The sequence below is a fragment of the Streptomyces sp. NBC_01237 genome, assembly GCF_035917275.1.
In the GTDB taxonomy this organism is placed as follows: domain Bacteria; phylum Actinomycetota; class Actinomycetes; order Streptomycetales; family Streptomycetaceae; genus Streptomyces.
Genome location: NZ_CP108508.1, coordinates 4,945,369 through 4,968,059 on the forward strand (window position 1 = coordinate 4,945,369; position 22,691 = coordinate 4,968,059).

Annotated in this window: 24 protein-coding genes and 1 pseudogene; 14 read left to right on the forward strand and 11 right to left on the reverse strand. The window is 70.0% G+C overall.

The window, feature by feature from the left end:
• Window positions 1–204 precede the first annotated feature (204 nt).
• From OG251_RS21945 to OG251_RS21960, 4 genes and pseudogenes are all read left to right on the forward strand, one after another.
• Entirely contained in the window at window positions 205–702 is a 498-nt protein-coding gene (locus OG251_RS21945) for a GNAT family N-acetyltransferase (RefSeq protein ID WP_326678769.1), read from the forward strand.
• 165 nt (window positions 703–867) lie between these two features.
• Window positions 868–1,239 (forward strand): annotated as a pseudogene (locus tag OG251_RS21950) (helix-turn-helix domain-containing protein); the annotation flags it as partial.
• 52 nt (window positions 1,240–1,291) lie between these two features.
• Complete coding sequence (locus OG251_RS21955) at window positions 1,292–1,978, forward strand: hypothetical protein (RefSeq protein WP_326678770.1); 687 nt, start codon at window positions 1,292–1,294, stop codon at window positions 1,976–1,978.
• A 128-nt stretch (window positions 1,979–2,106) separates the two neighbouring features.
• A complete protein-coding gene (locus OG251_RS21960) occupies window positions 2,107–2,448 on the forward strand; it encodes a DUF2516 family protein (protein WP_326678771.1) in 342 nt (113 codons plus the stop codon).
• Here the strand turns inward: OG251_RS21960 and OG251_RS21965 are convergent.
• The 3 genes from OG251_RS21965 to OG251_RS21975 form a co-directional block, all read right to left on the reverse strand.
• Complete coding sequence (locus OG251_RS21965; RefSeq protein ID WP_326678772.1) at window positions 2,430–3,788, reverse strand: PP2C family protein-serine/threonine phosphatase; 1,359 nt, start codon at window positions 3,786–3,788, stop codon at window positions 2,430–2,432. The genes OG251_RS21960 and OG251_RS21965 overlap by 19 nt on opposite strands.
• 426 nt (window positions 3,789–4,214) lie before the next feature.
• Window positions 4,215–5,279: a C40 family peptidase gene (locus OG251_RS21970; protein ID WP_326678773.1), complete on the reverse strand. Its 1,065-nt coding sequence runs from the start codon at window positions 5,277–5,279 to the stop codon at window positions 4,215–4,217.
• A gap of 336 nt (window positions 5,280–5,615) precedes the next feature.
• The gene (locus OG251_RS21975) at window positions 5,616–6,401 is read right to left on the reverse strand and encodes a class I SAM-dependent methyltransferase (RefSeq protein ID WP_326678774.1); all 786 of its coding nucleotides are present in this window, start codon (window positions 6,399–6,401) and stop codon (window positions 5,616–5,618) included.
• 257 nt (window positions 6,402–6,658) lie between these two features.
• Between OG251_RS21975 and mshA the strand changes: the two genes are divergently transcribed.
• From mshA to OG251_RS21995, 4 genes are all read left to right on the forward strand, one after another.
• Complete coding sequence (mshA, locus tag OG251_RS21980; protein ID WP_326678775.1) at window positions 6,659–8,011, forward strand: D-inositol-3-phosphate glycosyltransferase; 1,353 nt, start codon at window positions 6,659–6,661, stop codon at window positions 8,009–8,011.
• Window positions 8,012–8,257: 246 nt separating this feature from the next.
• Window positions 8,258–8,770, forward strand: coding sequence for a YbjN domain-containing protein (locus OG251_RS21985; protein ID WP_326678776.1), 513 nt, complete (start codon window positions 8,258–8,260; stop codon window positions 8,768–8,770).
• A 147-nt stretch (window positions 8,771–8,917) separates the two neighbouring features.
• Complete coding sequence (locus OG251_RS21990; RefSeq protein WP_326681353.1) at window positions 8,918–10,702, forward strand: glycosyl hydrolase family 28-related protein; 1,785 nt, start codon at window positions 8,918–8,920, stop codon at window positions 10,700–10,702.
• A gap of 207 nt (window positions 10,703–10,909) precedes the next feature.
• On the forward strand, window positions 10,910–11,749 hold the full coding sequence (locus OG251_RS21995; RefSeq protein ID WP_326678777.1) for a hypothetical protein: 840 nt from the start codon (window positions 10,910–10,912) through the stop codon (window positions 11,747–11,749).
• A gap of 31 nt (window positions 11,750–11,780) precedes the next feature.
• On the opposite strand, the gene OG251_RS22000 is transcribed toward OG251_RS21995, so the two are convergent.
• Together OG251_RS22000 and OG251_RS22005 are read right to left on the reverse strand one after the other, a co-directional pair.
• Entirely contained in the window at window positions 11,781–12,023 is a 243-nt protein-coding gene (locus OG251_RS22000; RefSeq protein WP_073720446.1) for a hypothetical protein, read from the reverse strand.
• Window positions 12,020–12,268: a hypothetical protein gene (locus OG251_RS22005; protein ID WP_073720445.1), complete on the reverse strand. Its 249-nt coding sequence runs from the start codon at window positions 12,266–12,268 to the stop codon at window positions 12,020–12,022. Before OG251_RS22005 ends, OG251_RS22000 begins: the two co-directional genes overlap by 4 nt.
• A 190-nt stretch (window positions 12,269–12,458) precedes the next feature.
• Here OG251_RS22005 and OG251_RS22010 point away from each other — a divergent pair, with 190 nt between their 5' ends.
• Window positions 12,459–12,860: a hypothetical protein gene (locus tag OG251_RS22010; RefSeq protein WP_326678778.1), complete on the forward strand. Its 402-nt coding sequence runs from the start codon at window positions 12,459–12,461 to the stop codon at window positions 12,858–12,860.
• A gap of 35 nt (window positions 12,861–12,895) precedes the next feature.
• Here the strand turns inward: OG251_RS22010 and OG251_RS22015 are convergent, their stop codons facing one another.
• The gene (locus OG251_RS22015; protein WP_326678779.1) at window positions 12,896–13,111 is read right to left on the reverse strand and encodes a hypothetical protein; all 216 of its coding nucleotides are present in this window, start codon (window positions 13,109–13,111) and stop codon (window positions 12,896–12,898) included.
• A 374-nt stretch (window positions 13,112–13,485) separates the two neighbouring features.
• Window positions 13,486–13,674, reverse strand: coding sequence for a GIY-YIG nuclease family protein (locus OG251_RS22020; protein ID WP_326678780.1), 189 nt, complete (start codon window positions 13,672–13,674; stop codon window positions 13,486–13,488).
• Between the two features lie 817 nt (window positions 13,675–14,491).
• Here OG251_RS22020 and OG251_RS22025 point away from each other — a divergent pair.
• Window positions 14,492–14,671 carry a hypothetical protein gene (locus OG251_RS22025; RefSeq protein ID WP_326678781.1) on the forward strand — a complete coding sequence of 60 codons (180 nt, stop codon included), beginning with the start codon at window positions 14,492–14,494 and terminating at the stop codon, window positions 14,669–14,671.
• Window positions 14,672–14,770: 99 nt separating this feature from the next.
• On the opposite strand, the gene OG251_RS22030 is transcribed toward OG251_RS22025, so the two are convergent.
• Window positions 14,771–15,532, reverse strand: a complete 762-nt coding sequence (locus OG251_RS22030; RefSeq protein WP_326678782.1) for a phosphoglyceromutase — start codon at window positions 15,530–15,532, stop codon at window positions 14,771–14,773.
• Window positions 15,533–15,806: 274 nt separating this feature from the next.
• Between OG251_RS22030 and OG251_RS22035 the strand changes: the two genes are divergently transcribed.
• The gene (locus tag OG251_RS22035) at window positions 15,807–17,159 is read left to right on the forward strand and encodes an MDR family MFS transporter (protein ID WP_326678783.1); all 1,353 of its coding nucleotides are present in this window, start codon (window positions 15,807–15,809) and stop codon (window positions 17,157–17,159) included.
• A gap of 96 nt (window positions 17,160–17,255) precedes the next feature.
• Here the strand turns inward: OG251_RS22035 and OG251_RS22040 are convergent, their stop codons facing one another.
• Both OG251_RS22040 and phoU read right to left on the reverse strand, forming a co-directional pair.
• Complete coding sequence (locus OG251_RS22040) at window positions 17,256–17,405, reverse strand: hypothetical protein (protein WP_198953066.1); 150 nt, start codon at window positions 17,403–17,405, stop codon at window positions 17,256–17,258.
• Window positions 17,406–17,768: 363 nt separating this feature from the next.
• Complete coding sequence (gene phoU / locus OG251_RS22045; RefSeq protein WP_266803979.1) at window positions 17,769–18,446, reverse strand: phosphate signaling complex protein PhoU; 678 nt, start codon at window positions 18,444–18,446, stop codon at window positions 17,769–17,771.
• A gap of 204 nt (window positions 18,447–18,650) precedes the next feature.
• Between phoU and OG251_RS22050 the strand changes: the two genes are divergently transcribed.
• Both OG251_RS22050 and OG251_RS22055 read left to right on the forward strand, forming a co-directional pair.
• On the forward strand, window positions 18,651–19,913 hold the full coding sequence (locus OG251_RS22050; protein ID WP_326678784.1) for a sensor histidine kinase: 1,263 nt from the start codon (window positions 18,651–18,653) through the stop codon (window positions 19,911–19,913).
• Window positions 19,910–20,590, forward strand: coding sequence for a response regulator transcription factor (locus OG251_RS22055; protein WP_073720438.1), 681 nt, complete (start codon window positions 19,910–19,912; stop codon window positions 20,588–20,590). The genes OG251_RS22050 and OG251_RS22055 overlap by 4 nt, the downstream gene beginning before the upstream one ends.
• 81 nt (window positions 20,591–20,671) lie before the next feature.
• Here the strand turns inward: OG251_RS22055 and OG251_RS22060 are convergent, their stop codons facing one another.
• A complete protein-coding gene (locus OG251_RS22060) occupies window positions 20,672–21,352 on the reverse strand; it encodes a DUF461 domain-containing protein (protein WP_326678785.1) in 681 nt (226 codons plus the stop codon).
• A 630-nt stretch (window positions 21,353–21,982) separates the two neighbouring features.
• Here OG251_RS22060 and OG251_RS22065 point away from each other — a divergent pair.
• Window positions 21,983–22,465, forward strand: coding sequence for a CarD family transcriptional regulator (locus OG251_RS22065; protein ID WP_003953493.1), 483 nt, complete (start codon window positions 21,983–21,985; stop codon window positions 22,463–22,465).
• Window positions 22,466–22,691 lie beyond the last annotated feature (226 nt).

Below are 22,691 nucleotides of genomic sequence, written 5' to 3' on the forward strand. Positions count from 1 at the left end.
GACACCGATGACATTAGGGCCGGGCCGATCCTCAAATGATCCTGTGCATGTCCGGGTTCTGTCTCAGCGATTCGGTTCCGGAAAATGGCGTGGGATCGCACCGACCCCAGCTCAAGTGCCCTGCTTGAGGCCGAGGGACAAGCGCCTGCTTCCGACCCCGGGCACCGTGGCCCGAGGTCTCCGGACGTCGATAGGCTCGGTCATATGATCGAGACCGAACGGCTCTTGCTGCGCCCCCTGCGGGTCGAGGACGTCCACGCGTTCGTCGCGCTCCACGCGGACGCGCGTGTGAACCGGTTCGTCGGCGCCTACTCCCATGAGCAGGCGTCGGAACGGCTGGTGTCCATCGAGCGCCAATGGGCCGAGCGTGGTCATGGGCTGTGCGCTGTCGAGTTGAAGTCCAGCGGTGAGTTCATCGGGCGCTGTGGGCTGAACTACTGGGAAGCCTTCGACGAGGTCGAACTCGGCTGGACGCTGAGGGCCGAATCATGGGGCCACGGCTATGCGACCGAGGCCGCTCGGGCCTGCCTGGAATGGGGGTTCGCGACCTTGGACGTGGACCGCTTCACCGCCATGATCCGCCCCGGCAACACGCCTTCGGTGCGGGTCGCCGACAGGCTCGGGTTCTCCCCCCTCCGCGAGGACATCCTGAAGGGCAACCCGGTCACGGTGTACTCGCTGGACCGGCCGGCCCGCTCCTAGCGGACCGAGGCCCGCGCCGCGAACGGCACCTCGCTCCGCCGGGGCGGGCGACCGTGCCCACCGGTGGCCGGGGCGGTCCTGGCGCCTTCTGCCGTACGAGTGGCGAGCAACACTTTTGCAAGCGCCTGCTTGCAATAGTTAGCAAAGGTGTTGCACTATCGGGTCATGGCATCACTCAACGTCGGCAATCTCGGTGAGTACCTGCGCGAGCAGCGACGCGCGGCGCAGCTCTCGCTGCGGCAGCTCGCCGATGCCGCCGGGGTGTCCAATCCCTACCTCAGCCAGATCGAGCGCGGCCTGCGCAAGCCCAGTGCGGAGGTTCTGCAGCAGGTCGCCAAGGCATTGAGGATCTCGGCCGAGACGCTGTACGTGCGGGCCGGGATTCTCGACGAGCGGGAGCGGGAGGAGCTGGAGACGCGGGCGGTCATCCTGGCCGATCCGTCGATCAACGAGCGGCAGAAGAACGTGCTGCTCCAGATCTACGACTCCTTCCGCAAGGAGAACGGGTTCGAGCCCGAGCCCGATGCCGGTTCCGACACAGTCACACACCCTCACAGCTAGTTCTGATGATCCGGGAGGACCACAAGTCATGGCCATCACCGATGACCTGCGCAAGACCCTCACCGACCCCACCCCCCTCTACTTCGCCGCGGGTACGGCCGATCTGGCCGTGCAGCAGGCGCGCAAGGTCCCGGCGCTGATCGAGCAGCTGCGGGCCGAGGCGCCCGAGCGCATCGAGGCCGTACGCAACACCGACCCCAAGGCCGTGCAGGAGAAGGTGACCACGCAGGCCAAGGAGGCCCAGGCCACCGTGCAGGCGAAGGTCACCGAGGTGTTCGGGTCGTTCGACACCGATCTGAAGAAGCTGGGCGAGAACGCTCAGGACCTGGCTCTGCGCAGCCTGGGCGTGGCCGCCGAGTACGCGGTCAGGGCCCGTGAGACGTACGAGAAGGTCGCCGAGCGCGGCGAGCAGAGCGTGCGGACCTGGCGTGGCGGGACGGCCGACGAGATCGTCGAGATCGCCGCCGTGGTGGAGGCCGAGCCCAAGGCGAAGCCCGCGCCCGCCGCGAAGAGCGAGCCGAAGGCCGCCCGTGCCGGGACCGCCGCTCCGGCGAAGCCCGCCGCCGAGCCCGCTCCCGCGAAGCCCGTAGCCGCTCAGCCCAAGCCCGCTCCCGCCAAGCCCGCAGCGGCTCAGGCCAAGGCCGCGCCCGTCAAGAAGGCGCCCGCCCCGCGCAAGCCCGCGGCGAAGAAGACCACCCCGCCCGCCGGAAAGTGAACCCGGGCGGTTCCGGCGCTGTCGGCCGAGTGGCCGGGGCGCGGGCCGGGCACCTTTACCGGTGGCCGGTTCGTTCTCCCGGTAGCTTGGCCGCAGGGCGCCCCTCCACTCACTAGGCGGTAGACACCATGTTGCTCACAGGTTTCGGCACACTCGTCGGGCTGCTCTATCTGGCCATGCTGGTGCTGGCCGTGATCGCCCTGTTCTTCGCGGCGACGGCCCGCGAGGACGCCTACCGTGCGGCGGACAAGCAGAAGAAGTCGTTCTGGCTGATTATTCTCGGCATCGCCGTGGTCGTGAACCTCTTCGTGCCGATGCTGTTCCTCCAGCTCGCGGGCGTGGTCGCGTCGATCGTCTTCATGGTGGACGTACGGCCCGCGATCAAGGCGGTCTCGGGCGGTGGCAGTGGCCGTCGCGGCGGCGGGTCCAGCAGTGACGGGCCGTACGGGCCCTACAACGGCGGGCGCTGAGCGTTCGCCGTCCGGGCCGGCGCCGGTACGGGGCGGGAGCGCGGTGCGCTCCCGCCCCGTCGGCGTATCCGCTCCTGGTCGCGGTCGAGCAGCAGGACCGCCACGTCGTCGGTCAGCTCGCCGCCGTTCAGCTCCCGCACGTGGGTGACCGCCGTCTCCAGCAGCTCCTCGCCGGCGAGTCCCCGGTCCAGCTGGGCGTTGATCATCGCGACCATGCCGTCCTGGCCGAGGCGCTGGGTGCCCGTCGGTCCGATCCGGCCCTCGATCAGCCCGTCCGTGTACATCATCAGGCTCCAGGAGCCGCCCAGTTCGACCTGGCGCCGCGGCCACCGGGCCCGCGGCAGCAGGCCCAGGGCCGGTCCGCCGTCCTCGTACGGGAGCAGCTGCGCCGACTGTCCTCGGCGGGCGATCAGCGGTGCGGGGTGGCCCGCCAGGCAGAGTCCGGCGCGGCGGCCGTCGGGGGCGATGTCGACGGTGCAGAGCGTCGCGAAGATCTCCTCGCTCTCCCGTTCGTGCTCCAGGACCTGCTGGAGCGTGGAGAGCAGTTGGTCCCCGCAGAGTCCGGCCAGTGTCAACGCCCGCCAGGCGATGCGCAGTTCGACGCCGAGCGCCGCCTCGTCCGGGCCGTGACCGCAGACGTCGCCGATCATCGCGTGGACCGTGCCGTCGGGGGTACGGACCGTGTCGTAGAAGTCCCCGCCGAGCAGGGCGCGGCTGCGGCCGGGGCGGTAACGGGCGGCGAAGCTCAGGTCGGAGCCGTCCAGGAGGGGGGTGGGCAGCAGCCCGCGTTCCAGCCGGGCGTTCTCCTGGGCGCGGAGCCGGGACTCGGTCAGCTGGTGCTGGGCGATGTCCGCGCGCTTGCGCTCCACGGCGTACCGGATGGCGCGGCTCAGCAGCCGTGCGTCGAGCTCGCCCCGGAAGAGGTAGTCCTGGGCCCCGACCCGTACTGCCTCCGCTGCCAGCTCCGCGTCGTCCTCCGCCGTGAGCACGAGGACGGCGTGCCGGGGCGCGATCCGCAGGACATGGGTGAGGGCGGCCAGCTCGTCCGCCCGCCCGGAGAGGGTTTCCGGCGCCGTCCCGGTGGTCGTGGGCCGCGGTTCGGCGCCCGGCGGCAGGGCCAGGTCCAGCAGGATGCAGTCGACGTCGTCGGTGAGGAGCCGGCCCGCCTCGGTGAGATTGCGGGCGGTACGGATACGGACCCGGGTCCCGGCGGCGGCCGACAGTTCGGGTACGGCGATGGTGCCCGTCGGGTCGTCCTCGATCACCAGGAGGGTGAGGTCGGCGCCGTGGGTGGTCTCCGCAGCGGGAACGGCACGTTGCTGCGGTACGGGTACGGGCATCGGTTCGGGTTTCCTTCCCTCCCCCCGAGGGCACGGCGGGACGACGATCGACGACCCGCCAGACGGGGACCATAGCGGTCCGTGGCAGGGGAACGGAATGGCGTACAGGGATCGGCCGCTGTCGTATGCGCAGCCATAAGCCGCGTCCCGTCACGGATCCGGCGAGATGTACCGCCCGGCGCCGGGGCGGAGGCCATGACAAACATCACGCGCCGCCGTGACAGCGGCGTGGCCCCGCTCACGTGACCCGGTTCACGCGGTCCCGCCCGGCAGGTCCGCCGGGGGTTACCGTCCCGGCCGGTGCGGAGCGGGGGTGGCGGCCGGGACCTGCCGACCGGCGGTGTCCGCCTGCCGGCCGGCGAGTGGTGCCGACGGGCGCGGTGCCCCGGCTCCCGCTCTCCTTTTTGCTGTTGCTCGCCTGCCCGCCTACTTGTCCGGGCGGACCACTCCGAGGATCTGCATCGATCCCGCGCCGGCCAGTGTCACGTTCCGGCCGGGGCGCGGCGCGTGCACGATGGCGCCGTCGCCGACGTACATCCCGACGTGGCTCGCGTCGCTGTGGTAGATGATCAGGTCGCCGGGGCGCATGTCCTTGATGTCGATGCGCGGCAGTTGGCGCCACTGCTCCTGCGAGGTGCGCGGGATCGGACGCTTCGCCGCCGCCCACGCCTGTGAGGTCAGCCCCGAGCAGTCGTACGCATCAGGGCCCTCGGCGCCCCAGACGTACGGCTTGCCGATCTTCCCCGTGGCGAAGGCCACCGCCTTCTTGCCGCTCGCGGTCGCCTCGCGGTTGATGTCCTTGAGCGCACCGGAGGAGAGCCACGCGGTCTGTGCCGTGTACGCGGCGTCCTGCTCCAGCTTGAGGAGCCGGGCCCGTTCCTTCTTCTCCAGCTGCGATTCGAGCTTCTTCGCCGCCGCGATCCGGGAGTTGATCGTCTTCTTGGCCTTGGCCTGCTTGAGGCGGTTGGATTCGAGCTTCTGCCAGTTGAGGCTCGCGTCCTGGGTGTACGTCTCCAGGTCCTCCTGGGTCCTGTTCAGTTCCGCCAGGACCGCCTTGGACGCCTGCTGGCCCTGACGGACCTGGTTCACCCCGTCCAGGAAGAGCTGGGGGTCGTCGCTGAGGACCAGCTGCGCGCCCGGCGGCAGCCCGCCGTTGCGGTACTGCTCGCGGGCCTGGGCGCCCGCCTGGTTCTTCAGCTCGGCGATCCTCGCCTGGCCGTCGACGATCGCCTTGGCCAGTTTCACGATCTCGCCGGACTGCTTCTCGGTCTGTTCCTCGGCGAGGTTGTACGCGTCCGTCGCCGCCCCGGCCTTGCGGTAGAGGCTGTCGATCTCCTGGCGCACCTCTTCGAGGCTCTTCTTCCCCGGAGCCTGGGGAGCGGTGGGGGAGGGCTCCGGTATCGGTGCGGCCATGGCCTGGACCGGCGCGGCCAGCACGGCCAGCGCGCAGACCAGAGTGATCGCCGCAGCGGCACAGTGGCGTCGGTTCACGAGCTCCCCCTCCGGGCAAATGCAACAAAAGCCAGATATCGCGTATATGACTTACCGTCAGTAACTTTTCGGCAACGTCGCGATCGTGCCATGCCGTCCCGTAAAGCAACAGAGGCCAACCGCACCTGCCGTGTCACACACGAGGCGCGACGGGCCACCGTCTTCCCCCTGGTACGACGCGGACCGCCGCCCCCGTACGACGCGGACCACCGTCCCCGTACGACGCGGACCACCGTCCCGCCCGTACGGCAGAGCGCGATCCCCTTTACGTACGGGACGAATGATGCCCGTACGGCGTTCCCCGGGGCGGCGACTTCCGGGCGCGCAGCGCGTTGTTCAGCCGCTGTTGGGCCGCAGGGCGGACCACGGCACGGTGACTTCGCCCTGCCGCCACCGCCGTACCCCGTCCGCCGTCGGCCAGTCGGCGGACAGCGCGCGCACGGCGGCGATCCAGCGCTGCCGTGCGCCCAGCGAGGCGTACGGGGCGGCAGCAGCCCAGGCGCGGTCGAAGTCGCGGAGGAAGGCATGGACCGGTTCGCCGGGCACATTGCGGTGGATCAGCGCCTTGGGCAGGCGTTCCGCGAGATCGGAGGGGCGCTCCAGCGATCCGAGCCGGGTCGCGAACGTGACCGTGCGCGGACCCTCCGGACCCAGGGCCACCCACACATGCCGGCGCCCGATCTCGTCGCAGGTGCCCTCGACGAGCAGTCCGTCGGGGGCGAGCCGCGCGCACAGCCGTTCCCAGACCTCGGCGACCCGGTCCTCGTCGTACTGGCGCAGCACGTTCGCCGCCCGGATCAGGTGCGGCCGCCGCGCGAGCGGGATCTCGAAGCCGCCGTGGAGAAAGGTGAGCCCCTCCCGCTCGTACGGCTTCGCCGCGGCGACCCGGTCCGGGTCGATCTCGATCCCGACCACCGCGGTGCGCGGCTCGACGGTGCGCAGGCGCGTCAGCAGCTCCACGGCGGTCCAGGGGGCGGCCCCGTACCCGAGGTCGACGGCGACGGGGGCGTCGGCGCGGCGCAGGACCGGGCCGTGCACTGCGGCGATCCAGCGGTCCATGCGGCGCAGCCGGTTGGGGTTGGTGGTCCCGCGGGTCGCGGTGCCGATGGGGCGCTGGCGCATGCGGCGAGCGTATGCGACGGACGGAGCGCGGGCTGAAGGGGTGAAGGGGAGGGGTGAGGCAGGGAGGGGTCCGGCGTGAAGGGGAGGGAGCCTCCGCGGCTGTGGGCTCCGGCCGTGACACCCCCGATCGCTTCCGGCCATACATACGTAATGATTTGGCAAAGCGGAAATGAAAGGCGAGATTCCGCTGTTCTCGCCCTTCGGAGGGACCCTGTGTCCCTTCGAAGGCATGCCCTGATCGAGGAGGACCGGACGACGTGAGTCAGTACGTCTCTCGGCTCGGCTCCGCACGTGTGGCGCCGCGCATCAGGTTTCCCGGCGGCTTCAGCGGATCACCTCGCAAGCCGCGCCGTATCGCGATGCTCTCCGTGCACACCTCCCCCCTCCACCAGCCCGGCACCGGCGACGCGGGCGGAATGAACGTCTACATCGTGGAGCTGGCCAAACGCCTCGCCGCGATCGACATCGACGTCGAGATCTTCACCCGGGCCACCACCGGCTCGCTGCCTCCCGAGGTCGAGCTGGCGCCCGGCGTCCTGGTCCGGCATGTCGACGCGGGGCCGTACGAGGGTCTGGCCAAGGAGGACCTGCCCGCCCAGCTCTGCGCCTTCACACACGGGGTGATGCAGGCGTGGGCCGGTCAGCGTCCCGGCTACTACGACCTCGTCCACTCCCACTACTGGCTCTCGGGCCAGGTCGGCTGGCTCGCGGCGCAGCGCTGGGGCGTCCCGCTCGTCCACGCCATGCACACCATGGCGAAGGTCAAGAACGCCGCGCTCGCCGAGGGCGACACCCCCGAGCCCCCCGCCCGGGTCATCGGCGAGACCCAGATCGTCCGCGCCTCGGACCGGCTGATCGCGAACACCGCGGAGGAGGCCGACGAACTCGTCCGTTTCTACGAGGCCGATCGGGCGGCCGTCGCCGTCGTGCACCCCGGGGTCAACCTGGAGCGCTTCCGCCCCGCGGACGGCCGCGCCGCCGCCCGCGCCCGCCTCGGACTGCCGCAGGACGCCCTGATCCCGCTCTTCGCGGGCCGCATCCAGCCGCTCAAGGCCCCCGATGTGCTGCTGCGCGCGGTGGCCGAGCTCCTGGACCGCGAGCCCTCGCTGCGCACCCGGATGGTGGTGCCCGTCGTCGGCGGCCCCAGCGGCAGCGGGCTCGCCAAGCCGGAGGGCCTGCAGAAGCTGGCCGCGCGCCTGGGCATCGCGGATGTCGTACGGTTCCACCCGCCGGTCGGGCAGGACCAGCTCGCCGACTGGTTCCGGGCCGCGTCCGTACTGGTCATGCCCTCGTACAGCGAGTCCTTCGGCCTGGTCGCCATAGAGGCCCAGGCGGCCGGTACGCCGGTCGTCGCGGCGGCCGTGGGCGGCCTCCCGGTGGCGGTGCGGGACGAGGTCAGCGGCTTCCTGATCGCGGGGCACGACCCGAAGGCGTACGCGCGGGCGATCGGCCGGTTCGCGGAGGCGCCGGAACTCGTGGAGCGGATGGGCGCGGCGGCCGCCACGCACGCGCAGTCGTTCGGCTGGGACACGGCGGCGGCGGCGACCGCGGATGTGTACACGGCGGCGATGTGCGATCACCGGCGCCGCGCCCGCACCCACCACGGCTGACGTCGGCCGCACCCACCACGGCTGACGTCGCCCGCACCCACCACGGCTGACGTCGCCCGCACCCACCACGGCTGACCGCGCCCGCGTGGCGCCCCGCGCCGGATGGGGGAGCCCGGCGTCGCTGTCGTACGACGGGGCGACGTGGGGCCCGGCGCGGCTGTCGTACGGCGCCCCGCGTGGACGCGGCGCCGCTGTCCGTCCGGCGGCCGATGCGTGGGCGCGGCGCCCCTGTCGTACGCTCGCCCCATGGCTGACGTACCCGACGAAACCGCAGCGGCGCAGGTCATCGAGGCGACCCTGGGCGAGGCCGGGCTCGAATGGGAGAGCCCGGAGCCCGGCGCCTACGTGGTGAAACTGCCCGGCACCCGCAAGCTGTCCACCACCTGTTCACTGATCGTCGGGAAGCACTCCCTCTCCCTCAACGCGTTCGTCGTCCGGCACCCGGACGAGAACGACGCCGCGGTCCACCGCTGGCTGCTGGAGCGCAATCTGCGTCTCTTCGGGGTGAGTTACGCGATCGACTCGCTGGGCGACATCTATCTGGTCGGCAAGCTTCCGCTCTCCGTGATCACGCCGGACGAGCTGGACCGGCTGCTGGGCACCGTCCTCGAAGCGGCGGACGGTTCGTTCAACACGCTGCTGGAACTGGGCTTCGCCCGTGCGATCCGCAAGGAGCACGCGTGGCGGGTGTCGCGCGGCGAGTCCACGCGGAACCTCGACGCGTTCACTCATCTGATTCAACGCCCGGCGGACAGCTGACACTTCCGGCGCTCCGGCCCGGGGGATTCCCCGAATCTGGGCGGTGCGGCGGTCTTTCGCCGTGCCGTCGCGCCGTGGCATGCTCGCCGCCGACGCAGACATGAACGTCATTCACATGTATGAAAGGCGGTCGGGATCGTGGCGAGCATGGGGAACATCGGCAGACGCGGACTGCTGGGCAGCGCGGTGGCGGTCGTGGCCGCCGCGGCAACCGGCGCGCTCGGCACCGGAAGGGCGCGGGCGGCGACCACCACAGCCCGCGCGGCGACCACCACCGCACCGGCAACGACCACCACAGCCCGCGCGACGACCGCCACCGCACCGGCGGGAAGCGCCCCCGTCCCCGCGGCGGCGGCCGGGCGTCACGGAGGCTCGGTCCTCTGGCGGGAGTTCACCGCGGCCCCCTTCACCCACCCCCAGATCCCGTTCATCGGCCGGGCCGGCTACCGCGCCGGCTCGGACCTCCCCCGCCGCACCGCCCACGGCTTCGTCGCCGATGTCCGCCGCTACGGAGCCCGGCCGGACGGCTCGGCCGACGCCGCACCCGCGATCAACCGTGCCATCGCCGCTGCCGGAGAGCGTGGCGGTGGCACGGTGCTCATCCCCGCCGGGACGTACCGCATCGACGACCTCATCCGTATCGGCCACAGCGATGTGGTGGTGCGGGGCGCGGGCAGTGGCCGCACCACCCTGCACGCCACCAGGAACCTCACCGAACTGATCGGCCCCTACGGCAGCCGCTACGGCGGCGACAAGTCCAGCTGGTCCTGGGCGGGCGGCCTCATCTGGCTCTGCCCCGAGGGCCGTTGGACCGCGCTCACCGACGCGATCAGGGCCGCGGACTGGCCGTTCGAGGGCTGGACCGGCAATCGGCGGGACGAGTGGCGCACCCTGGCCACCGTCGCCCCCGCCCGCCGCGGCGACCGGACGATCACCGTCCACGATGCCCGTGGGCTCAGGAGCGGCGCGCTGGTCCTGCTGCGCCTCGCCGACGACCCCGCGCACACCCTGCTGGAACACATGGCGGGCGACGGCGCGGGCCCGGCTGCGTACCACTGGGACGACAAGACCAAGCTGACGTCGTACGTCCCCTACGAGTGGCCGGTCCGCATCACCGCCGTACGAGGCCGCGAGGTCACGCTGGAGCGCCCGCTCCCGCTCGATGTGCGCCCCGAGTGGGACCCCCGGCTGACCACTCTCGTCACCCCGCTCACCGGCTCGGGCGTCGAGGGGCTCACGCTCGAAGCGGTGGAGACCCCACAGTCGCCGCACCTGCTCGACAAGGGGTACAACGGAGTCGCCTTCCAGTGCGCGTACGACTGCTGGGCCGACGACATCACCGTCCGCCACGTCGACAACGGCTTCGGACTGATCGGCGCGTCCGCCTGCACCCTGCGCCGTACGAAGGTGGAGGGCCGCGGTGCCCACCACCCGTACTACTGCCGCGAGGGCTCGCACGACAACCTGATCGAGGACTTCGCCATCGAGCGGCGCACGGTCCCCGCGCCCGCGGGCACCCAACTGCACGGCATCAACGTCGAGGGCCTGTCCAGCTACAACGTCTGGTCCCGCGGACGGATGGCGATGGGCACGTTCGACTCCCACCGGGGGATGCCGTTCGCCAACGTCCGTACGGACATCACGGTGAACAACAACGGGCGGCACGGCGGCGACGCCAGTGCCGGACCGCTGTTCGGCGCCAGGTTCACCCACTGGAACATCCGGGTGACCAACGGCAGGGCCGGTCTGATGCGGATCGACGGCCTCGCCCCGTACAGCGCGACGGCCGGCATCAGCGAGGTGTCGGAGTTCGACCAGATCGACGTCCCCGACTTCACGGGCGACCTGCACACGCGGCTGGAGGGCTACGGGCGGCCGGAGTCGGTACGCCCGCGCAATCTGTACGAGGCGCAGCGGCACCTGGCGGGCTGAACCCGGAACGTACCGTGGTGCGTCCCTCACAGCGTCTGCACACGTTGATCACAGCAAAATTACGATCATGGCCGGTGGGCGGCCGATCCGCGATTCGGACAGGTGTCCGATCGTAGGCTGTGGCGTACTGCGGCGGTCTGTCCCGGTGCGCGTCGAACTGCCGCATCGGACAGGGTCCGTTGCTCCATGAGACGGAGAGATGAACCCATGCGCGCCACTGCCGTACGCCGTACCGCCCTTGCCGCTTCCGTGGCGGCCCTGACCCTGCTGGCCACCGCGTGCGGCGGCTCGTCCGACTCCGACGGCAAGGGCGGCGCGAGCGGGGCCGGAGCCGGAGCCGGGTCCGGGTCCGGGGACAAGGGCGGTGCCGTGCCGAAGGCCGCCGTGAAGACGCTGACCGCCGCCGAGCTGGAGAAGGCATCGCTGGTCCAGGGCGATGTCAAGGGCAACAAGATCGCCAAGGCCGGCCCGGACGACCAGGTGAAGGCGGAAGGCGTCAAGGTCGACAAGAAGGAGTGCGAGCCCTTCGCCCACGCCTACCTCGGCGTGGAGCAGGGCAAGCCGGTCGCGCGCACCCAGCGCACCGCCGTCAGCGAGCCCAAGAAGACCGACAAGGGCACGTCGCTCGAAGACCTCGCGGAGATGCCGGAGGGCGATGCCGAGGACGCGTTCGCCGCGGCCTTCGACCTGACGTCCACGCTGGTCTCGCTCTCCTCCTACGAGGCTCAGGGCGCGCCCGAAACCCTGGCGGTCGTACGGGAGTCCGCGGCCGCGTGCGCCGGTGGATTCACCATCACGATGGACGGGGACACGCAGAAGATCGCCAAGCTGGTCGAGGAGAAGGTGACCGGCGGCGACGAGGCCATCGGCTGGACGGTGGTGAGCGAGAGCGACGGCAAGCAGGTCCCGTTCAAGCTGGTGGCGCTGCGGCAGTCGGGAACCTTCGCGACGTTCGTCTCCTTCAACCTCGCCGCGACCGGCGGCAGGGCCGAGGGCTTCGGGCTGCCGACCGCGATCGTGGCCGCGCAGGCGACGAAGCTCTCCTGATCCGTGGGGCGTTCCCCTGCCCGGCTCCGGTTCAGGGCAGGGGGACGAGGCGGACGACGGTGACGGTCAGGACGGAACCGGAGACGTAGTAGAGGACGATGGCGCCGAAGACCGTGGCCTCGCGACGGTCGTGCTCGCGCTTGACGGCGGACGACCCGTGTCCGTACGGATCACTTCCCAGGGTGCGGGCCATCTCGTCCCGGAAGGACTCGCCGTCCCGCATCTTGGCCAGGGAGTCGTCGGCGGGCGGTGCGTAGGAGATGCGGAAGCTCAAGCGACGCTCCGCCTCTCGGCCTCGTCCTGCGCCAGCCGGTCCAGGATCTGTTCGGCCTCGGGATCGGGGACGGCCTCCAGCATCCAGTGCCGCATCACGGCCTGGATCTCGTGCACACCCGCCTCGTTGATGGCGCGGTCGAACTCCTCGCGTCTCTCCTCGGGCAGCGTGGCCCGGATGGCCGGAATGCTGTTGGGCACCTCGACTTCGGTGCCACCGACGAAGGTCTTCAGAGACTCGCCCATGATCGCTCTCCCCGATCTCCTTGCCCTTGACGCCTGGTTGGCCGCTCCCGCGCTGCGCGAACGTGAGGTGGGGACACGCTATCGGTTGGGTGCGACATCCGGCCGAACGGCGGGGGAGCGCGTACGGCCGAGTGCTGCCTGTTGTTCACCGACGGGCCCGACTGTCAGTGCCGGCCCGTAGTTTCGCCCCATGGCTGAGAAACCTAGTGACCTCTGGCGCCGACGTCTGGCCGAGGAGGCGACCGGCATCGCGACCGGCACCCTGGCTCCGGAACACGCGTACACGACACAGCTCTTCCCCGAATCCCTCGTGACCGCCACGGGCACGACGCTGGACTCCTTCGAGACCGGCATACGCGCCCTCGGCGCCCCATCGGACGACGAGATCCTCGTAGCGGTCCAACGTGTGGTGCTCGCGCTGAACGCGGTCAACGAGGCCCACGGCGGAGTGGGTTACGAGACGGTGGAGCGCGAAATGCTCTGCGAATACATCGACCAGACCCTCACCGAGAACGGCGTGGACGTCGCGGCCCTGGCCGAACGGAACGGTCTGGAACGGTACGAGATCACGGACGAGTGGCGGGAGTGGTAGGCGACGCCTGACACCTCACCCGCGTGGTCGCACCGCTACGGCGACACGGTGGTCCTGGCGCGCCGGTGGGGCAACCCGCGCCGGACCACCCAGAGGCTGACCAGTACCAGGACGGCTCCGCCCATGGGCCGTCCCACGGAAGCGCCGTCGCGGTAGTCCCTGATGCCGATCGCGAGAAGACCGAGAGGCAGGGGCAGCCCCGCCCAGTCGAGGGCTCTGCTCAATCCCGCAGAAATCGAAGGCTTGTTCATGGCTTGATCCTGGCGGGTACTCACGTTCTCCACCACGGCCGGAGCAGTGTGTCCGGTCCGGCCGTCAGCCGAACCGGACGATCGGCCGCACCGGTCGAGGGCGCCAGGGAGGGATACCGCCCATCCCCATGTGTCCACGTACGAAACGGTGTCCGGCAAAAGCGACGAGCCCCCACTCGCGGATTCACGCGGGCGGGGGCTCGTGAGCTGAAGGACCAGCTGCAGGCTTCTTCTTGCCCTGGGTCTTGCGGGGAATCTCGGCGACCAGGGATTTCGCTGGTGGGGATGTTGATCGACTTGAGGTGAGCGGTGCCATTGGTCGTCATCGGGTGCCATTGAGCAACCTCGGTCGGCCCAGACAGATAGCCATCGGCCTAGCAGGTAATGGGCAACTCGCCAGCTCGCTGGCGTGCTTGGACCCGTAGCTTCTTTAGGCAGCTGTGGAACGTGTTGTGGCGGTGCTGGTCGAGGTTCAGCGGGAGGTCGAGCTGGCAGATGGGTTTTGACTCCAGCTCCCACAGCTGCTCCTGCTCCATCCAGCACACTAGTGCGTTGTCCGCCATCTACTGGCTCAGGATGGCTTCGCCTGCCCTGCCGAAGGTCATACGCTCAGCGCTTTCCACGCGGCGCAGATCACGCGTAGGCATCCCAAAGGGAGCCGTGGCGTCGAGCTAGCCGCGCTGCCCCTGTAGTGATGGCGTACCCGCGCGCACAGGTTCTGGGCACTGGTCCGGTTCGCCACGTGCTGCGGGGCAATCCCGACGTACAGCAAGCGGCCGGCCAGCAGATCCCTATGGGGTGTCTGTTTGGGCGCCACCCGCGACGCTTGCGTGTTGAGGTCGGCCCCTGAGCACCTCAGCTACTCGGAGCCAGGTCTGAGGCAGCGGGTGTGCGCGCACCTGATGGTGTCGATTCAAGAGCACATGCGTAAGGCTGCTGCATAGATCTTTAACAAGGATAGGCGAGGGGATATGTAAAGCGGCGGATACTGGAGGAGTCGAAAGAGTTGATAAGAGGAGTCGATTGGCTGTCACGATAAGAGTTAATAGGGAGTCGCGACTAGTGAGTAACGGGCTAATCGCTAACTGTTCGCTGCGCTGGTATCGGTGACGCTGGCTGCCCTGCCGTCGTCAACTTCCTGCTGAGCGTGCGTGCAAGCATGCACGGTCGGCATGGTCTGGCGGATGGGCACCGGATCCGCGAAGGGGGCCTGCAAACTACGTTCAAAACGCCTTGCATTCAATTCTCACGCCCCTCACCTGGCAACTTGCTGGAGCGCTTCCACCTGAATAGGGTTCAAGCGAAATTCAGGGCCGTTCCCCGTGTCCGGGAACGGCCCTGTCTCCATCGATGTAGCAACGCATCCTCAGGAGGAGGCCCATGCTCCCACGCACAGGTGTCACCGTCGACATCTGTCCTCGTGACTTGCCGCTCGCGCTCATCGGCACTGCCGGGGGCGCGCTCGCGTTGTGGGCCGACGCCCTCGCGGAGATCGTCGTCCCCGTGGCACTACTGATCGTCCTCGACATCCGCATCCGCCGCTGGAGCCAACGCGCCTGACGGCCTGTTGAGCATGTGACGGCCAGCAAACGGCCCAGCGCACCAAGAAGCCCCCCACCACGCGGAAAACCCGCAGGTGGGGGGCTCGTTCAGCTCTGCTTACTTCTTCTTGCCCTGGTTCTTCACGGCCTCGATGGCGGCCTTCGCCGCGTCCGGGTCGAGGTACGTGCCACCCGGGTTCAGCGGGCGGAAGTCGGCGTCGAGCTCGTAGGAGAGCGGGATGCCGGTCGGGATGTTGAGGCCCGAGATATCCGCGTCGGAGATGCCGTCCAGGTGCTTGACCAGAGCGCGGAGGCTGTTGCCGTGCGCGGCGACCAGGACGGTCTTGCCGTCGAGGAGGTCCGGGACGATGCCGTCGTACCAGTACGGCAGCATGCGGACGACGACGTCCTTGAGGCACTCGGTGCGCGGGCGCAGCTCCGGCGGGATCGTCGCGTAGCGCGGGTCGTCGCTCTGCGAGAACTCGGTGCCGTCCTCAAGGGCGGGCGGCGGGGTGTCGTAGGAGCGGCGCCAGAGCATGAACTGCTCCTCGCCGAACTCGGCGAGCGTCTGCGCCTTGTCCTTGCCCTGGAGGGCGCCGTAGTGGCGCTCGTTCAGCCGCCAGGAGCGGTGGACCGGGATCCAGAGGCGGTCCGCGGAGTCCAGGGCGAGCTGGGCGGTGCGGATCGCGCGGCGCTGGAGGGAGGTGTGCAGGACATCGGGGAGCAGACCGGCGTCCTTGAGCAGCTCACCGCCGCGGACTGCCTCCTTCTCGCCCTTCTCGGTGAGGTTGACGTCCACCCAACCGGTGAACAGGTTCTTCGCGTTCCATTCGCTCTCGCCATGGCGGAGGAGGATCAGCTTGTACGGTGCGTCGGCCATGAGTCCGAGCGTAATCGAACCCTCCCGGCCTCCGCGCGCCCGGCCACAGGACGGACACGGGGGCGGAAGCGGGGGCCGGTCGCGGGGCGGATCCGGGGCGGCGGCAGGGTGGCCGCGACGGTCGGCCGAGGTGGCCTGAGCGGCCGGGCGCTGCGACGTTTGACGGTCGGCGTCAATCGAGTGGCGGCCCGGAACCCGCTCTTCGTAATGTTCGGATCGCCGCCGGGACTCTTACCGGTGACGCCCGTTCCGTACGTCCCCGGGGGGAACCCGCATGTCTGTCGCCGGTCTCAGAAGAGCCGTACACGAGAGCGTGTCCGGGCTGCCCAGGGAGTTCTGGTGGCTGTGGGTCAGCACGCTGGTCAACCGGCTCGGGGCGTTCGTCGCCACGTTCATGGCGCTGTACCTGACGCTGGACCGGGGCTACTCGGCCTCGTACGCCGGGCTCGTCGCCGCGCTGCACGGGCTCGGCGGGGTCGTCTCCTCGCTCGGGGCCGGGGTGATGACGGACCGGCTCGGGCGGCGGCCCACGATGCTGATCGCGCAGACCTCGACCGCCGTGTCCGTGGCGGTGCTCGGGTTCATGGAGCACCCGTTCGCCATCGCCGGTGTCGCCTTCCTGGTCGGTATGGCGAGCAACGCCTCGCGCCCGGCCGTTCAGGCGATGATGGCCGACATCGTCCGGCCCGAGGACCGGGTGAGGGCCTTCTCGCTCAACTACTGGGCCATCAACCTGGGCTTCGCGGTCTCCTCCGCCGGGGCCGGGTTCATCGCCGAGTACAGCTATCTGGCGGGCTTCGTCGGCGAGGCCGCGATGACTCTGTTCTGCGCCGTCGTGGTGTTCCTGAAGGTGCCGGAATCCCGGCCGGAGCGGGCACCGGCGTCGAGCGGGGCAAAGCCGGGGTCGGACGACGGCGTGCGGCTGGGGACCGTCCTGCGCGACGGGCGGTTCATGGGCGTCGTCGGGCTGTCGTTCCTGGTGTCACTGATCTTCCAGCAGGGGTACGTGGGCCTGCCGGTGGCGATGGGCACGGACGGGCTCTCCAGCTCCGACTTCGGCACGGCCATCGCCGTCAACGGTGTGCTGATCGTGGCGCTCCAGATCCCCGTCACCCGCTTCATCGAGCACCGTGACCCGCGCCGCCTGCTGATCATCTCCTCGCTTCTCGCGGGGTACGGATTCGGGCTGACCGCGTTCGCCGGATCGGTCGCGGTGTACGCGCTGACGGTGTGCGTCTGGACCCTCGCGGAGATCGTCAACGCCCCGATCCAGACCGGCCTGGTCGTGCAGCTGTCGCCGGCTCAGGGGCGGGGTCGCTACCAGGGCATGTACACCATGTCGTGGTCGGTGGCCGCCCTCATCGCCCCGCTGATGTCCGGCATCGTGATCGACCGCTACGGCGCCGCCTGGCTGTGGGGGACCTGCGCGGTGCTGGGCACGGTGGCGGCGCTCGGCTACTGGCTGCTGATGCGGAACCTGCCGCAGTCAGGAGCGGGGGAGGTCCCCACGGGCGCCACCGCGCCGGTGCCGACGCCGGTGCCCGTGGCGGAGGCGGCTGTCCTGCCGGTGCCGGTGGCGGCCGCCGGGGGAGCGGCGAAGGACCTGGCCGCCGAGCAGACCGCCTGACGGCTTCGAGGCCCTCCGCCGGGCCTCCCGGACCTGCCCGGCCGGGACGCCCCGCTGCGGATGACTCCGCCGCGGGGCGCCGTCCGTGTCCGGGACTCAGCCGGAGCAGCCACCGCACTGGCACGGGCCGCCGGACTGGCAGCCGCACCCGCAGCCCGAGCCGCAGCCGCAGGCGCCGAGCACGGTCAGGCGCACCACTTCGGTCGGTGTCTCCTGCTGGGGTTCGGTCGTGGGGGAATCGGCCATGGTCCCTCCTCAGGTCGTACGGCTGGGCGGCGTACGACAGGTACGCCGCCGCCGGTGACGTACGACAGGTGCGCACGCCGGGGACGTACGGCATGGCGTGGCGCCCCCACCCCATTGCATGCCCACCCCGGCGGGCGCATCAACGGCGCACGCGCGCAGGACAAACGTGCGACGACCGCACTCCGGAGGCGCCCCGCACGCCCCGCTTCCGTACGGGACGGTCCGACGGGCCCCTTCCGTACGGGACGGTCCGACGGGCCCCTTCCGTACGGGACGGTCCGACAGGCCCCTTCCGTACGGGACGGTCCGACAGGCCCCTTCCGTGCGGGACGGTCCTGCACCCCCCATCCGTACGGGACGGTCCTACACGCCCTCCACCGGGGCCGCCGCCTGGATCTCGTCCGCGTGCTCACCCGTCACCAGGTAGACCACGCGCTTGGCGACCGACACCGCGTGGTCGGCGAAGCGCTCGTAGTAGCGGCCGAGCAGCGTGACGTCGACGGCCGTCTCGATGCCGTGCTTCCAGCGGTCGTCCATCAGGTGCTGGAACAGGGTGCGGTGCAGCAGGTCCATCTCGTCGTCGTCCTGCTCCAGCTGCAGTGCCAGATCGACGTCCTTGGTGATGATGACCTCGGCGGCCTTGGCCATCAGCCGCTGGGCGAGCTGGCCCATCTCCAGGATCGTGGCGTGCAGGTCGTGCGGTACCGCGGACTGCGGGAAGCGCAGCCGGGCCAGCTTGGCGACGTGCTGGGCGAGGTCGCCCGAACGCTCCAGGTCGGCGCTCATCCGCAGCGACGTGACCACGATCCGCAGATCGGTCGCCACGGGCTGCTGGCGGGCGAGCAGCGCGATGGCACGTGCCTCCAGGTCGTGCTGGAGGTCGTCGACCTTCTGGTCGGCGGCGATCACGGTCTCCGCGAGCTTGAGGTCGGCGTCGAGCATGGACGTGGTGGCGCGTCCGATCGCCGACCCGACGAGCCGGGCCATCTCGACCAGGCCCTCGCCGATCGAATCGAGTTCCTCGTGGTAAGCGTCGCGCATGAGAAATGTCTCCAGTTTCTTGGACCGTCCTGGGGCCGGGCTCTGGGGCCGGCCCCCACGCTCCCACGGTGCGTGCGCAACGCGTCCGGATCCGGCCCCCGAAGTGAACCGGTACTTGCTCCTCGGTGAACTCTGGGCGACGAGTGTTCGAGATGGCACCCGGATGGCTGGGAGAGTGTCGTCGCGCCCGCATAACCTTGAAGCATGGACGTGAACGCGGCGGTCGCCGCAGCTGCAGCGATCGCCGGGCTGTGTACCGGTGTGATCGCCATGCTGGCGTTCCGCTGGAGCGAGCGCGACCTGAAACGGCCCACGCGTACGTCCCTGCGGCCCGACGGCAATGCCGCACTGCCCCCGGGAGTGGACACGGTCCTCTCCGTGCTCAGCTCCTCCGCCGTCGTGCTCGACGAGAGCGACAGCGTCGTCAAGGCCAGCTCCGCCGCGTACGCGCTGGGTCTGGTCAGGGGCGGGCGCCTCGCCGTCGAGCCGATGCTCCACATGGCCAGGGACGCCCGCCGCGACGGCGAGATACGGCAGGTCGAGCTGGACCTGCCCCGGCGCGGGACGGGCCGGGGCGAGGCGCTCGCCGTCTCCGCCCGGGTCGCCCCGCTGGGCTCCCGGCTGGTGCTGCTGCTGGTGGAGGACCTCACCGAGGCCCGCCGCATAGAGGCGGTACGGCGCGACTTCGTCGCCAACGTCAGCCATGAGCTCAAGACGCCGACCGGGGCTCTCTCGCTGCTCTCCGAGGCGGTCATGGACGCCTCGGACGACCCGGAGGCGGTCGAGCGGTTCGCCGGGCGGATGCAGATCGAGGCGACCCGGCTGACCAACCTCGTCCAGGAACTGATCGACCTCTCCCGGGTGCAGAACGACGACCCGCTGGAGGACGCCGAACCGGTCCGGGTGGACGAGCTCGTCGCCGAGGCCATCGACCGCTGCCGCCAGCAGGCGGGCTCGAAGCAGATCACCATGGCCTCGGGCGGTACCGCGGACCTGTTCATATGGGGGAACCGCGGCCAGCTCGCGGCGGCCCTCGGCAACCTCGTCGAGAACGCCGTCAACTACAGTCCCGCCCGCACCCGTGTCGGTATCGCCGCCCGCCGCATCGCCGCAACCGGCGGGGATCTGATCGAGATAGCCGTGACCGACCAGGGCATCGGCATCTCCGAGAAGGACCGCGAGCGGGTCTTCGAGCGGTTCTACCGCGTCGACCCGGCCCGCTCCCGGGCCACCGGTGGCACCGGTCTCGGCCTCGCCATCGTCAAGCACGTGGCCGCCTCGCACGGCGGGGAGGTCACCGTCTGGAGCTCCGAGGGACAGGGCTCCACCTTCACCCTGCGGCTGCCCGAATCGGGCGTCGTACGGGAGCGCACCACCGGCGGACCGCTTATCGTCAATGGTGACGACGAGGGCCCGTACGAGACCGACACCTTTGAACCATTCCCCGCCCCGGAGGCTCTTCCGTGACCCGAGTGCTTGTCGTCGAGGATGAGGAATCCTTCAGCGACGCCCTGTCCTACATGCTGCGCAAGGAAGGCTTCGAGGTGGCCGTGGCGGCCACCGGCCCCGACGGTCTCGACGAGTTCGAGCGCAACGGCGCCGACCTCGTCCTGCTCGACCTGATGCTGCCGGGTCTGCCCGGCACCGAGGTGTGCCGCCAGCTGCGCGGCCGCTCCAACGTCCCGGTGATCATGGTCACCGCCAAGGACAGCGAGATCGACAAGGTCGTCGGGCTGGAAATAGGAGCCGACGACTATGTGACCAAGCCCTTCTCCTCGCGGGAGCTGGTCGCCCGCATCCGCGCCGTCCTGCGCCGCCGCGGCGAGCCGGAGGAGGTCGCCCCGGCCGCTCTGGAGGCCGGCCCGGTCCGGATGGATGTGGACCGCCATGTCGTCACGGTCTCCGGCGGCAAGGTGGACCTCCCGCTCAAGGAGTTCGACCTCCTGGAGATGCTCCTGCGCAACGCGGGCCGCGTACTGACCCGCATGCAGCTGATCGACCGCGTCTGGGGCGCGGACTACGTGGGTGACACCAAGACCCTCGACGTCCATGTGAAGCGCCTCCGCGCCAAGATCGAGCCCGACCCGGGTGCGCCGCGCTACCTGGTGACGGTGCGGGGCCTGGGGTACAAGTTCGAGCCGTAGACCGGCACCTGACACGTGTGATGTGTGAAGGGGCGCCTCCCGGCCGGGAGGCGCCCCTTCACGTGTACGCGGCTGCGTGGGTCAGTGACCCGTGGACTCCGAGCTGGAGGCGGTGTCGCCGGGGGTGCCCGCACCGGTCGCGCCGTCCGACGGCGTGCCGGAGGTCGCGGAGCCCGTCGGCTCTCCCGGGGTCGGGGAGGTCCCGTCGGAGGCCGTCCGCGTCGGCTTCGGCGACGGAGTCGCGGGCAGCGAGCTCGGGCCGAAGCCCTCGAAGAAGGTGGTCGCCGGGACGACGCTGGCGCCGAGCCCGATGTCGCCGGTCCGGCTGAGCTTGAAGACGACCTGCTGGACGTCGCCGTTCCGGGCGGCCTCGCGGCCGTTCTCGATCACGGCGGCGGCGTTGCCCTTGCCGCCGATGACGACCCGTCCGCCGGCCGGGACCACGATCGGGCCCTTGCCCTCGGCGGCGTGCAGCTTCACCTCGGCGTTGGAGCCCGGCAGCGTGATGGTCTCCAGGACCTCGCGCTTGGTGGAGTCGTTGAAGAGCGTCGCGGCGACCACGGCCGGACCCTCGGCGTCGTGCTCGGGCTGTGTGATGACGTTGACGTTCTGGATCTTGATGGTGCCGACCGAGGTGGCCGCGTTGTCGGGCCTGATCTGGAGCGTCTGTGCGTCGTTGCCCGCGCTGCAGGCGGACATCGAGGCGATCGAGAACACGAGGGCAGTGGCGGCGAGAGCGCCGTGTCGAAGGCTGCGGCTCACGGCGGCGGCAACTCCTTGAACGTTCGGTCTGCGGGCTTCGGACTCTGCGGACGGCAAGGACGGGCGACGTAAAGCCGCCCTAAGTGTGTGTCAGCGAGGTCAGGCTACCGAGCCGCCGCTCCCGCCCCGCACCCGACCCGCCCCCTTGGGCCCACTGCCTCGTGCCGCGACCTGTCCGGCACCGCTCAGACCTGCCCGGCACCCCCGCGACCCGCCGACGCGGATTCGCAGTTCGTTCACATTACGGGGGTGATCAATTTCCCGGTCCTTGGCGTATTCCTTACGCATAATCCGTGAGCGGGAGGGTCGTTGATCGAATTCATTGGGCCTCCGCTCTTACCTCCGTACGGGTGATCGATCTCCGAACGGAGTACGGAAAGTTCACCATCTGGAATCCGGCAAAACGGGACGTTCAGCCCCTTCTGGAGGGGTTGCGACATGTGTGACGCGCGCGTTTCACCGTGGCCGCACAGTGGCTCCGACCTGCGAATACCGGCTTCCGGAAGCCTTCCGCAGCACGTTCCTGTTGCTGTTGTCAAGCCCCGAGATATGCCCTGACCTGCGAAAACGCCATTCAGGAGATGCTGTTCTCGTGTTACTCTGGATAGCCACGGAAGGGGTACCTGTCACATGACGTTCAAGGTTGGCGACACCGTGGTCTATCCCCATCACGGGGCCGCGCTGATCGAGGCTATCGAAACTCGCCAGATCAAAGGCGTGGACAAGACCTACTTGGTGCTCAAGGTCGCCCAGGGCGACTTGACGGTTCGTGTGCCGGCGGACAATGCGGAGTTCGTGGGCGTGCGCGACGTGGTCGGGCAGGACGGGCTGGACCGGGTCTTCGAGGTGCTGCGCGCGCCGTACGCCGAAGAGCCGACGAACTGGTCCCGTCGCTACAAGGCAAATCTCGAGAAGCTCGCCTCCGGCGATGTCATCAAGGTCGCCGAAGTGGTGCGTGACCTGTGGCGCCGTGAGCGTGAGCGCGGTCTCTCCGCAGGTGAAAAGCGCATGCTCGCCAAGGCCCGCCAGATTCTGGTGAGCGAGCTCGCACTCGCGGAGAACACGAACGAGGACAAGGCCGAGGCCCTTCTCGACGAGGTCCTCGCGTCCTGAATCGGCTCGGGCCGATTTCGGCTCGGACCGAAACGGTCGGACCGGATCGTCCCGGACTGAACCGGATCGGGTCATACCGATCGTAAGAATGTGTCGCGGTGCCCGTTGACCAGCCGTATTCACGCTGTGTCGTCGGGCCCTGCGGCATGTTCGGACGCGGTTACCCGAAGGGGTGTGGCGACCGGACGGACGCGGTTACCGGTGCGTATTCCGGAAACGTGCCGTA

Bases quoted from the DNA above. Each gene is read 5' to 3' on its own strand.
- OG251_RS22015 (WP_326678779.1), bottom strand. From the start codon at position 13,111: ATGAACAAGCCTTCGATTTCTGCGGGATTGAGCAGAGCCCTCGACTGG.
- phoU (WP_266803979.1), bottom strand. From the start codon at position 18,446: ATGCGCGACGCTTACCACGAGGAACTCGATTCGATCGGCGAGGGCCTG.
- OG251_RS21975 (WP_326678774.1), bottom strand. From the start codon at position 6,401: ATGCGCCAGCGCCCCATCGGCACCGCGACCCGCGGGACCACCAACCCC.
- OG251_RS22035 (WP_326678783.1), top strand. From the start codon at position 15,807: ATGTCTGTCGCCGGTCTCAGAAGAGCCGTACACGAGAGCGTGTCCGGG.
- OG251_RS21985 (WP_326678776.1), top strand. From the start codon at position 8,258: ATGGCTGACGTACCCGACGAAACCGCAGCGGCGCAGGTCATCGAGGCG.
- OG251_RS22010 (WP_326678778.1), top strand. From the start codon at position 12,459: ATGGCTGAGAAACCTAGTGACCTCTGGCGCCGACGTCTGGCCGAGGAG.
- OG251_RS21995 (WP_326678777.1), top strand. From the start codon at position 10,910: ATGCGCGCCACTGCCGTACGCCGTACCGCCCTTGCCGCTTCCGTGGCG.
- OG251_RS21960 (WP_326678771.1), top strand. From the start codon at position 2,107: ATGTTGCTCACAGGTTTCGGCACACTCGTCGGGCTGCTCTATCTGGCC.
- OG251_RS22005 (WP_073720445.1), bottom strand. From the start codon at position 12,268: ATGGGCGAGTCTCTGAAGACCTTCGTCGGTGGCACCGAAGTCGAGGTG.
- OG251_RS22020 (WP_326678780.1), bottom strand. From the start codon at position 13,674: ATGGCGGACAACGCACTAGTGTGCTGGATGGAGCAGGAGCAGCTGTGG.
- OG251_RS21965 (WP_326678772.1), bottom strand. From the start codon at position 3,788: ATGCCCGTACCCGTACCGCAGCAACGTGCCGTTCCCGCTGCGGAGACC.
- OG251_RS21955 (WP_326678770.1), top strand. From the start codon at position 1,292: ATGGCCATCACCGATGACCTGCGCAAGACCCTCACCGACCCCACCCCC.
- OG251_RS21990 (WP_326681353.1), top strand. From the start codon at position 8,918: ATGGGGAACATCGGCAGACGCGGACTGCTGGGCAGCGCGGTGGCGGTC.
- OG251_RS22065 (WP_003953493.1), top strand. From the start codon at position 21,983: ATGACGTTCAAGGTTGGCGACACCGTGGTCTATCCCCATCACGGGGCC.
- OG251_RS22025 (WP_326678781.1), top strand. From the start codon at position 14,492: ATGCTCCCACGCACAGGTGTCACCGTCGACATCTGTCCTCGTGACTTG.
- OG251_RS22030 (WP_326678782.1), bottom strand. From the start codon at position 15,532: ATGGCCGACGCACCGTACAAGCTGATCCTCCTCCGCCATGGCGAGAGC.
- OG251_RS21945 (WP_326678769.1), top strand. From the start codon at position 205: ATGATCGAGACCGAACGGCTCTTGCTGCGCCCCCTGCGGGTCGAGGAC.
- OG251_RS22050 (WP_326678784.1), top strand. From the start codon at position 18,651: ATGGACGTGAACGCGGCGGTCGCCGCAGCTGCAGCGATCGCCGGGCTG.
- OG251_RS22040 (WP_198953066.1), bottom strand. From the start codon at position 17,405: ATGGCCGATTCCCCCACGACCGAACCCCAGCAGGAGACACCGACCGAA.